The organism is Verrucomicrobiia bacterium, from assembly GCA_026414565.1.
GTDB lineage: Bacteria > Verrucomicrobiota > Verrucomicrobiia > Limisphaerales > Fontisphaeraceae > Fontisphaera.
Map to the genome: position 1 here is coordinate 54,029 of JAOAIT010000065.1, position 11,895 is coordinate 65,923.

Annotated in this window: 3 protein-coding genes; 1 reads left to right on the top strand and 2 read right to left on the bottom strand. The window is 61.8% G+C overall.

Annotated features, from left to right (window positions below; translation table 11 throughout):
* Positions 1 to 307: 307 nt before the first annotated feature.
* On the bottom strand, positions 308 to 3,793 hold the full coding sequence (locus N3J91_16030) for a hypothetical protein (protein MCX8157922.1): 3,486 nt from the start codon (positions 3,791 to 3,793) through the stop codon (positions 308 to 310).
* Between the two features lie 107 nt (positions 3,794 to 3,900).
* The gene (locus N3J91_16035; protein ID MCX8157923.1) at positions 3,901 to 10,668 is read right to left on the bottom strand and encodes a lamin tail domain-containing protein; all 6,768 of its coding nucleotides are present in this window, start codon (positions 10,666 to 10,668) and stop codon (positions 3,901 to 3,903) included.
* Positions 10,669 to 10,760: 92 nt separating this feature from the next.
* Between N3J91_16035 and N3J91_16040 the strand changes: the two genes are divergently transcribed.
* Positions 10,761 to 11,624 carry a helix-turn-helix domain-containing protein gene (locus tag N3J91_16040; protein ID MCX8157924.1) on the top strand — a complete coding sequence of 288 codons (864 nt, stop codon included), beginning with the start codon at positions 10,761 to 10,763 and terminating at the stop codon, positions 11,622 to 11,624.
* Positions 11,625 to 11,895: the final 271 nt, after the last annotated feature.

The window sequence follows — 11,895 nt, forward strand, 5'->3', positions numbered from 1 at the left end:
GGCAATTCGGCTTGGGAAGGCAGCATATATGATGGGTATGACGGGGGCTGGCCGTCCGCGATTCACACCCGGAGGCGGCGGCCAGTCTCGTGACCAACAAAACCGCCGAACCCCGCCAAAGTCAACCTTCTTCATGCAGCCTCGCCGCGGCAACCCGGCGGCCCGCAGCTCTCATCCGGCAACCCCTGAAGCCGGCCGCGCCGCGGCCATCGGCCCGCCGTGTCGTCCTCCCCCTGTCCACATCAAGGTGGAGACGGGCACACGGTTCAATGTTTGCCGATCCAGCAGCCCGGCCGCCGGGGTTCGATCAAGGTTGCAGGCGGAAGAATCGCTGCGGTTGGTCGGCCTGCAAGCGCACGGTGGATTGCCCGTCCTGCGCCTCCACCGCCGCCTCCACCGGCTGCCAGTTGCCGCCACGCAAATCGTCTGTAAAGAACAACCGGAAGGGCACCGGCGCGCTCCACCGAATCATGAGCTGGTTACTATCCCGCCCCAGGCTGAGGTACGGCGGCGCCACCACCACATCCGGCGCGAGTCCCACCTGCACAAGTTGCAGTTGCGTCAAGGTCAACGCCCGGTTGAAAACTTGCACCTCGTCAAGCAACCCGCGAAAACAACGGCTGGCCGACGGCCCAATCGCCGTGCGGGCGCTGCCCCCGGCGATGCCAAAGTTACCCAGGGTCAACGCCCCGGTCCCCGCCAGCACTCCCCGAGGATAATCCACCACCCGGTCCACCGCCGCCGGGACAACTGGCGAGCCGAAGTAAAACTTCACGTGGCCGCTCGCCTGCCCGGGATCGTAGGTCACGCCAAAAAACACCCAGTTTTGCGGTCCGACGGCCGGATCCGCTGTCACCCGCCCCGCTGAACTGATGGCCGGCGAACCGTCCGGCCATTGATTCACTCCCAGTTGCAGGGCGCCATTACTCAGTTGCACCAGGTCAAAGCCACGCCCGCCGGGGCCATCCAGCGCAAACAACAGCCGGTTGCCGCCGCCGCCGGCGGTCAGATCGCGGCAATTCAACCACCCGCACACCGTGAAGGCCTCCATGCGTCCCAGCGTGTTGCCATAAGGGTTGGTCAAATCAATCGCGCGATTGCCATCACTCGCGCCCAACACCCCGAAGTCCACGGCAAACAGATTGCTCGCGGGGGCATAAAAGCCCATGGGCACATTCGTTGAAAACACCGGAAAACCGCCCTGCTGGATAAACGCGCCTGTGCCGCCCAGATTGCCAAGGTTGGTGGTCACCGTCCCTGCACCCTCATTCAACGGCAGCCGCACCTTCCAGCCGTTCTCGGGCAACACGGTCAACATGGCCGTGTCGCTCATCACGGTGCCGTAAAGGTTGCTCACCACCGCCCGCCACGTCGCACCGGCATCGGCCAGGCTGGCCACGAAAGAATAAACGAAGTTGGTCGCCCCGGGTATCGCATCGCCGTTGCGCAACCACTGAACGCTCAAAGGCGGGGTACCGGTCGCCATCACGCTAAACGCGGCAGGCTGGCCGGCAAACACCGTCACGGACGCCGGCTGGGCCACCAGGCCGGGCGGCGAGGTGGAGGCCACACCAGCGGCGCGTGCTTGAAACCGCTGAATCTCCTCCAAACTCAACACATTGGTGAACACCATCACCTGATCCAGCAAGCCCCGCAGCACCCGGCTCCCCCCGCCCGGCCCCAACTGCGTCCGTGCCGACACCACCGACCCAAAGTTGCCCAGCGTCACCGCCCCGCTGTTTGGCAACACCCCTCTGTTGTACGTCCGCGTCACGTCCAATGCCGCCGGCGTCCCTCCGTTCCCAAAATAATACTTCACATTGTCCGCCGTCTGCGTCCCATCGTACGTCACCGCAAAAAATACCCAGTTGCTCACCCCCGTGTTCGCATCTGCCGTAATCCGCCCCGCCGAACTTACCGCCGGCGACCCGTCAGGCCATTGATTCACCCCCAACTGCAAGCTGCCATTGGCCAGATGCACCAAATCAAAACCGCTGCTGTTGGGCGCCACCAGCGCAAACACCAGCCGGTTCCCCCCTCCTCCGATGGTCAAACTCCGGCAATTCACCCACCCGCACACCGTAAAACCGCTCATCGGCCCCAATGCCCCTGGCAAATCCACCGCCCGGTTGCCGTCCGTGCTGGAGGAAATCATCCCGAAATCCACCGCCCCGATGTTGAACGCCGGCGCATAGGGCCCCGTTGGCACCACCGGCGAAAAAACCGGATACCCCCCCTGCTGCGCAAAAGTCGCCACCCCGCCGCGCGTCCCCAGGTTGGTGGCCGTTGTTCCCGTGCCTTCGCTGAAGGCCAGTTCCACTACGGGCCTCAAAGGCGGCGGCATATAGGCCCGAAATTCGATGTTGGTCTCCAGCAAGAAATTCGGCACCGGCAGGGCCCGATCCCCAATCAGCACCACCCGCAACGTGTACACCGCCCCGGTCACCATCGGCTCGGTCGTCAACAGAACATTGGTTTGATTGGCCGCCAGCACCGCCGACCAAATACCCAGATTCCCCGGCTCCAACGCATAATTCCCCACCTCCTGCGCCGTGCCCGCGTCCACCGGCTCCGAAAAACTCACCAGGATGTTGGTCAAACTGGGCGCCTTCACCTCCACCACCCAGGGCGGTGTAAAGTCGCTCTGCACGCCCAGCGTCGCGTTGCTGCTCACCAACATGCTCACCAGATTCGACACCACCACCCGGAACCGGGCTGCATGATCCTGGGGCCGGGCCGGACTCAATACATACGTGGCATTGGTCGCCCCCGGAATGTCCACTCCATCCCGCTGCCACTGGTACCAGATGGGCAGGCCGCCCCTGACCGCCACCGTAAACACGGCATCCTGTCCCGCGTTCACCACCCGATCCACCGGCTCGCTGATAAAGGCCAGCGGAGCCGGCGGCGATGCCGCTGCCACCTGCGCCGCTTGTATCTCCTCCAGACTCAACACATTGGTGAACACCATCACCTGATCCAGCAAGCCCCGCAGCACCCGGCTCCCCCCGCCCGGCCCCAACTCCGTCCGCGCCCCCGCCACCGGCCCAAAGTTGCCCAGTGTCACCGCCCCTGTGTCTGGCAACACCCCTCTGCTGTACGTCCGCGTTACGTCCAATGCCGCCGGCGTGTCCCCATTCCCGAAATAAAATTTCACATTGTCCGCCGTCTGCGTCCCATCGTACGTCACCGCAAAAAATACCCAGTTGCCCGTCCCCGTGTTCTCATCCGCCGTGATCCGCCCGGCCGAACTCACCGCCGGCGACCCGTCAGGCCATTGATTCACCCCCAACTGCAAGCTGCCATTGGCCAGATGCACCAAATCAAAACCGCTGCTATTGGGTGCCACCAGCGCAAACACCAGCCGGTTGCCACCCCATCCCACCGTCAAACTCCGGCAGTTCACCCAACCGCACACCGTAAAACCACTCATCGGACCCAGTGCCCCTGGCAAATCCACCGCCCGGTTGCCGTCCGTGCTGGACGTAATCATCCCAAAATCCACCGCCCCGCCGTTGAGCGCCGGCGCATACGGCCCCAACGGCACCACCGGCGAAAACACCGGATACCCCCCCTGTTGCGCAAAACTTGCCTCACCCCCACGCGAGCCTTCATTGGTGGTGACGGTGCCCCACCCCTCACTAAAGGAGAAGCGAACCACCGGCGAGGGTTGCGCCCACGCCCCGAAGGCCTGAAGCCACAAGAGCAACACCACCAGCCCGACATGCTCCACCAGTGCTCGGCACTGTCCGCCAAAAGCACCCAACACGCATTGGAGGTTTATAGTTTTCATACGATTCGCTTATTTGGAGTTTAGTTTTTTACAAATTTTGCCGGCCGCCCGGCCCAATGGTCATGCCCCGCCAAATGCACCTGACACCGCCATTCCATGGCTCCGATTCACTCTCCCGCGGAGGTTCGCAGCCGAAAATACCCCTGCGGCCCCAAAACCGTGATGTTGGTCACTCGCAACGTCTCGCCCCCTGCGCGATTTGTTAGAAAAGGCGTCCACGCCGGAGCATCCAAGCGTTCTTTGTAATCGAGGACGTAAACAAGCCCCGGCCGGCTCGGCCAGGAAATGTCCAGACAACCGTTTTGCAGCCCCACCTTTCCCAGGACAGGCCGCGGCAAAACTTCCACCAAAAAGGAGGTTGTGGCGCTCAGGGGAGGCTGCCCATTGTCGGTTACGCGCACAGCAATCACGTACAGCCCCTCCAATGTCGGCAGCCAGGAAAAGTAACCATCGGCAGTGACCTGAGCTCCCGACGGAGCTCCCGGCTCCAGGCTGAACCGCAAGGTTTGCGTGGGACCATCGGGATCGCTGGCACTCAGGAGCATTCCCAGCGTTTGCCCCACAAACACCGTCCGGTTGGCCACCGGCACCACCACGGGAGCCAGATTGCCGCCCCGCACCCAGTTGGGCCCACGGGGCGAAGCCGAGCCGGGCATAAACACCAGCTCCGGACCGCCATCCGGCAGCCGGCCCATGCTGACATCGTTGGTCTGAACGCCAAATTCAACGGTGTCAATCGCCGTCCCATCTGCGGCATAAAGACCAATGGCCTCCCCGGCGGCGGACAGTTTGAAATTCACGTGCAGATCAGCCCGTGGTCGCCCCTGTGCATCCGTATTCTGGGCTGTCTCTTCATCCGCCCAGACCAACAAGTATCCCTGCGGGGGGATGAGGTGCGCGCCATTGGTGGTAATGCGGTACTTAAAGCGGTTGGTTAACGTGTCGGTCAAATAACAATCCGCCAAATCCACCGCCTGCGTGCCCGGGTTATACAGCTCAAACCAGTCCTCATAATCGCCATCCACCGGATCTTGCAGCGTGCGCTGGTTGCTGGCCATCCATTCATTGATGAACACCACCAGCGGCAGACGGCGCGGGTCATTGGGGGCGGCAGGCGTGGGATAAATGAACTGCTGCCGCGCAAACGGCTGGCCATCCGGATAGGACCCATAACTGCGGTTGTCCGGCAAAGCGCGATAATTGACATAATCCAGCACCTGCGGCTGGCCATTGTGCAGCCGCGAAAGCGCCACCCCGCCGCCGGCCGGCGACAGCCGGAAATTCGCATGCCATTCCTGGGCGGTGGATTGCGCGGGCTGCCCATCGCAAAACACCACCAAGTATTGGCCCGGCCCAAGGCTCGCGCCCGATGGAAAAGCCCATTGTGTCAGATTCGAGTAATTGCTTGAAAGGTACAACCCTTGCAGGGACACGGTTTGGGAGCCGGCGTTGTAGATTTCGACCCACGGCTCCTCCTCCCCCGCCGCATCGCGGCAGCCCGCTGTGCCCATTGGCGCCACCTCATTGAGCCACAACGGAGGAAAAGCGGGCAACGTGGCGGCAAACTGATTGGCGGTGCCGGGAGTGCGATAGGTCACCGCCGGACTCACCAGCCGGGGCGGGAGGTTGACCTCGGGAGTGATGACGGGCAAAATATTGGTGCCCGCGCCGCCGGTGGTCAAAGCCGCGCTGTTCTGGATGCGCACCACCAAATTGGTGGCGGAATTTGTGGACCAAAACCAGAAACTGAGCGTGCAAATCGTATTGGGCGCCGGCGCCGGGGACAGATTCTGCGAAATGACCCGCCCATAACTGTTGCCAAACGTCGTGCATTCCAGCCGCAGCGCGCCCTGACCAGAACGCACCGGAGAGGAGACGATGGCGGTGTTGGTGTAATTGGTGGGGATCAACCAGCTATTGGTAAGCACGGGATTCTCCACCAAGGGCAGCTCAAAATCGCCATTGCGGACATAATTAAACCCCACCGCTGCATTCGTCCCCTCCACCAGGCAAATATCATCAATAATCGCGCTGGCGCCGTTGGTCTCGCCCAGGTAGATCAACAGCCGTTGCGCACCGCCGCCCACCCCCACTCCAATACTTCCCGTCAACACCACCTGCCGCCACCCGCTATTGGTCCGGGCCGGCTGATACACCCCGGGCTCATAAACCGGCGGAACATATTGCGCCGTCCAATTACCCGCCCGCGCATTGTCCTGATTGACATCAATCAACTGATAAGCGGAGCCGGTGCCGCTGACCGCCGCCGCGGGCCATGGCAGGTCGCCCTCGTACCGGACCCGGTCCACCACCACCTCGGCGCCCCCTTCCGCCCCCGGCATCAAGAGCGTCAAGGTTTCGCCCCCGGCTTGCAAGTTGCCGGGATATTCATCAAACAACGGCGCCTGAAGGCCATAAGCCGCCAAATAAGCCCAGCGATTCTTCACCAGCACCAGATAACTGCGCGGAGCCAGATAACTGCCCGGCGGGAAGGTATAGTCCAGCCCGTTGATACGCCAGCCCGACATATCAAAGGAGGTGGTGACCGACCGGTTGAACAACTCCACATATTCCGCCCCCGGTTGCAGCGGCTGCGCCATGATTTCCGTAAAAATGACGTTGCCCGCCGGCGAATCGGGCGTGACATTCACCACGGCCTGCACCGTCGCGGCAGCATTGCTGAGCACCCGGCCCCGCAAGTCTGTGGCCGTTATTTGCAGCCGGTTGGTGGCCGCCGACACGGGCAGGCGCAAAGTCCAACTGGACACACTGTTCCACGTCACCGGCCAGGCCACGCCATTGACGAGGATGTTTTGCACCGTCACCGGGGCGGTCCCCGTCAGGGTGACCACGTTGCTGCCGGCCACACTCACGTTGGTGGACACCACGCTGAACACGCTGTTGCCGCCCGCGCCGGCAATCACACTGCGCACATAGTCGCTGCGCTGCTGGATGTAACTGGCGCGGTGGGTGTAGGTGGCGCTGGAGAACGGCCCGTAATGCGCCAGCCAGTAGGCGAGGTAATTGGTGTTGTAATAGGTATCCATGAGGTCCTGCAAATGCGCGTAAAGCTGGCGCAAGTTCGCGGGCAGGTTGATGATTCGCCCCAGATTCTGCCCCCCCACAATCACATCCGTGGCCGAGCGCGTGAAAGTGAAGTCGTTGTCCCACATCAAATAAACCGCCTTGTGATCCTCGGGGCGGAAATAAATCATCACGTTGTGATTCAACCAGAACGTGTAGGTGTCATTCACGCCACACAAGGTGATCAACGCATACGCTCGCAGCCATTCCGGCAAATCCATCAGTTGCCGCGTTTGGTTCTCCAGGGCCGTCCCGCTCAGACTGAAGGCTTTGCCCAACGCCATGATGGGACGGTAGTCATCGCTTGCCCGCTGATTTTTGCGAAGGTAATAATAGCGGTAGTTCTCCTTGTCATTGCCGTGATCGGTGAGATCCACATACTGCGTCGCATTCGGCTGGGGTAGTTTGTAACCGTCCGAGGTCGCGCTGGTGGAATAATAAACCCCCTCCATCTCAAACAACATGCCCCGCTCCCCCTCTTGAAAAGCGGTGGCGATAAACTCATCCTCATAACTGGGGGTGAGCAGCGCGGGGCCATTCTCAGTCCCGCGGGGCGAAAGCACCCGCGCCACGTCCAAGTGCATGGTGGGAATGCCGCCGGCCACCAGGGCGAGATGCCGCACCACGATCTCCTCATTCACCGGCGAACTGTCGCCCGGCCGGCGATCCAATCCCATGGTGGGGTGAACCCCACGGAATTTCTGATCCGGTTGAAATGCCAGATGAAACCCGACCCGGTTGCTGAAAGGCCGGCCGTTCATGCTGCTTTTCAAGCGCAGCCCCACGTTGTAATACGCCACCCGCTCATTGTAGATCACGGTGCACGGCCAGTTGTGATTGCTCATGACGTTGGTCGCCTGATGCAGCCAGGCGGCCAGCGCCGGCGTGGTAATAATGCGGAAAGTATGTCCCGGAAAGGCCGTTGCCTGCCCGTCATTGACCTTGTACAGGGCGCCCCCCTGTGGCCCCTCCGCCGGGAAGGTCGCCGCCGCGCCCAGACCATCCACCGCCCGCACGTAGAACTGCACCACGGCTCCGGAGGAGTAGCCCGGGATGACGCCCTGATAATCCCCCTCAGCACTCAAGCTCATGGGCGCGTTGGACCAGGCACCGCTGTTGACCGACCAATACACCTGGCACTGGCTCACGCCCTGGGGATCGCTGGCCCGCACGCGCACCGTCACCGGCGCCCCCACCGGCGGCACCACCGGTTCATGCGCCAAACCGGCGAACGTAGGCCCGGGATTCGCCTCGTAACGGGAATTGCGCGCCCCCGGCGTGCCGTTGCGCTGTGGCGCCTCCAGTTCCGTCGTGCGCGCTACGCGGTTGAACCACAGCCGCGTATTCAGCAAACGGCTGCCGCCCAACCATTTGGCCCGATAACTGATTTCATACTCCCGGCCGTCCGTCACACTCAAGCCGTCCTTCAACGTGGTCGCAATGTGATTATGCATGTGCTCCTGTGGCCCGCTGGCCACCACATACAACACCCGGTTGCCGGGCTGGTCCGGATCTTCGATCACGCGGCTGAACATGTGGGTGCCCAATACCCGCCAGCCCGCCAGGCCGTTCTCAAAATTCCCATTGGCAATCATCTCCACCGGATTATTGGTGGGCGACTGGATCACCCGGATGTCATCCACCAAACATTCCCCCGCCGCCTGCAAACCCAGGATAAACTCGCGCCATACACTGTCTGGATTGGCCGTGGTGCTGGCCTGAGCCGTCATCCGATAGGTATAAGTGCGCCACCCCCCCTTGCTGCCTTCCTCGCTCGCCGCCCAAGCTTCGGCACTGGCGGGATCGGAAAAAGGATTCCGCAACTCAAGGCTGGAACCGCCCCCATCCGCATATTTAGGCCAGCGTCCCCACGAGTAAAAGCGCACCACCGCTGCCGGGTTGCCCTGCGCATCCAACAGCCGCAACGGCAGATCCTCCGAAGACAAGCGGCCGCTGTAATTGCCCAGGATGTCCACGCCGGGAAATGTGGCCCGCAAAGCGATGGCATCCCTGGCCACCACCAGATACGCCCCTGGCGCCAGCAGTTTGCCCTCGGGAAAGTCATAGCGCACCGCCCCCTCCAAACGCCAGCCGGTCAAATCCACCGGATTGGTTCCGCGATTATACAATTCCAACCATTCTTCGGGATTCTCCTCGGGCGGCAAGTCCCCCACAGCAGGATAAGGCTGGTGATGATACATGATCTCATTGATGACCACGTCCCGTCGCAGCCAAACCTCATTTGTCGTGCCAGGGGTAGTTTGCCGGGGGACCAGCCAGGATCCGGTGCCTTCGGGATGACGCGCCTGAGGATGATTCTTCGCCACCACGGCATCATAAACGCGCCCCTTGCCGGGTGCGTAGAACACCACCCGATCGCCGTCGTCCGCCCCAAAACCCACAGTGGCCCGTTGTAACACCCAGCGTTCCCCCGGCTCCAACGTCCGCGCCGGCAGCACATATTCCGCGTAATGCGTGCCAAACCTTGCCAGCACACAGCCGTCCAGCGCCACCGGCCCGCGGCCGTAATTGTACAATTCCACCCAAAATTGCTGATTGGTCACAGCGGGCAGCTCGTTCAACGCCACCGTCAAATCCGGCGCCAGCACCCCGCCGGGGGCGTTGGTGACATAAGTCACCTCCTCCAACTGCAGGCCAAATACCACATCTGAACTGGTGCTGTTCACCTGATGCACCTCAGCCGCCAAAATGTTGGTGCCGGGGCGCAGGCTGGCGGCAGATATGCCAAACGGCCCCTCGTAGGCCGCGTCATTCACTGTCCGGCTGGCCAGGGTGGTGGACGTCACCGGATCATTCACCCCCAACCGCCAGACCTCCACGCCATTGAGATAAACCACCACCCCGTCATCCACCACGTGCCGTAAGGCCAGCGTGGCCCGGCTCACCTCCCCCGTATAAACAAAGGTGGTGCGGAAATAATACGTGAGCTTGTTTGCCCCAACGGTTAAGGGTGTGCGAATCGGCTCCGGCAGGCAGTTGCAATCCTCCCGCGCCAGCAACGCCGCGCCCTGCGGCCAACTGCTGTCATCGTACTCCGGATTGCGCCAGGCCGCGCCCCGGTCCGTTCCAGATTCCTCATAACGCCACACGGCGTCCACCGGCACCAGTGTCCGGCTTTGCGTGGTAATCGTCAGGCGCGGCGTGTTCGCCATCCCGGGAGAACCACCCACCGAAAGGCTCGCTCGCCAGTTGGCCGGGTCTCTGCTGGCCAGCTCCTCATCTATCTTGGCCAGCGACGGCCCCGCCCCATCGGCCGCCACCGGCCATTCCCCAGTGGTGCCGTAGTCCAGCCGGTCCATGATCCGTCCATTGTTGTTCTTCAAGAGCAACGTCCCCCCTGCATTGGAAAGCCGCCGGTTGAAAGGCCCCAGAACATTGGTCAGCCCCGTGGCCGCAGTGAAGGCCGCCGGCTGGATGGCCACTACGACGAACCCCCTGCCAGCTACCCGCGTGCCCGCGGGAAATACGTAATCAATCTCCCCCTCCAACCGCCACCCAGACACATCCAAATCCACCGCCAACTGGTTGTACAGCTCCACCCACTCCATCGCGGCCTCGTTGGTAAGGGGATGATACATCACCTCGTTGAAAACCAGGGTGGCATCGCCCCTCACAGGCAAAACCGCCGCGCATAAAACCGCAGCCATCAACACCAGACTTCGCATGACATCAACCAGCTCCCGCCGCACGGCCAGCGCCGAGCTCGCCCCACCGGGCTGCTCATCGCGGCCAAAGTTCGAGGCTGCACCATGGTGCGCTGCCTGAACCATGCACGGGCGTTTTTTGGTAATGTGACGAGTTTATGACGCCGACCGCCTTTTTTCTTCCTTTATTGCGACCAAAACTTGCGGGATATTAAGGCGTGACTCGTTTCGCCCCAAATCGCAAAGATTTCGAGCCTTATGGCTTTACTTGTGTGCGGTGGGAGGCGGCCATCATGAACCGGCCGGACCGCCACAATGAAATCGAGCTGAACCTGCTGGAAACCGGCCAGATCACCTACCTCTTGTTTGGGCAAAAAATTGTGGTTCCCGCCAGGCGCCTGGCCGTGTTCTGGGCCGCCGTACCCCACCACACCATTGCTTACGAGGGATTAACTGAGTATTACGTCTCCACCATCCCCCTGGTCTGGTTTTTACAATGGCGCCTGCCGGAACACTTCACCCATCTGGTGCTCCACGGCCATTTATTGATGGAACCCGATGACTCCCGCGGAGTTCTGGATGCCGCTCAATTTCGACTTTGGATTCAGGATATAACAGCCCCTTCGGAGGACCAGCGCCGTGCCATGTTGCTGGAGATGGAGGCTCGCCTCCGTCGCCTCGCCTTGCGCATTCCCCCTGACCCCGCCGGTCCACCCACCAAGCGCCACCACTCCACCATCTTGGGCGCCGGCACCTTGAATCACGCAGAACGCATCGCGGCCTTCATTGCCCAACATTACACCCAGCCCCTTACGCTCGAGGATATCAGCCGCCACGTTAATCTTCATCCCAACTATATTATCGGTGTCTTTCGCCGGGTCTTCGGCACCACCCCACTGGAGTACATTTTACAACACCGTCTCTCCCATGCCCAACGTCTCCTGGCCACCACCGATGATTTGATCCTGGAAATCGCTCTTAACAGCGGTTTCGGCAGCCTGAGCCGTTTCAATGAGGCTTTCCGTCGCGCCTTCGGTTGCACCCCGCGCGAGTACCGCCGCCGTCACCGCGTCACTTCATGAAAATGGCGGTGGTTGCAGGCAAGAATTCTGCTTGCACCCACCGCGGCAAGGCTTCGCACCACCAGCCGCTGTTGCTTCCCAAGCCTGGAGCAGGCCGGTTAACTGGAGTTGCCAGTCCGGATCAGGCTATGGATTGGGCAGGGTGACACCCAGGCGGTAGAAGCGCTGCGGGGATTGCACCGGTTGCAGCAGTTCCACCCACCGGTTGCTCCCCGCCGCCGGAATGGTCTCCAGCCGCAGCCAGTTCGTCCCCCCCACCGCCCCAAGGTAC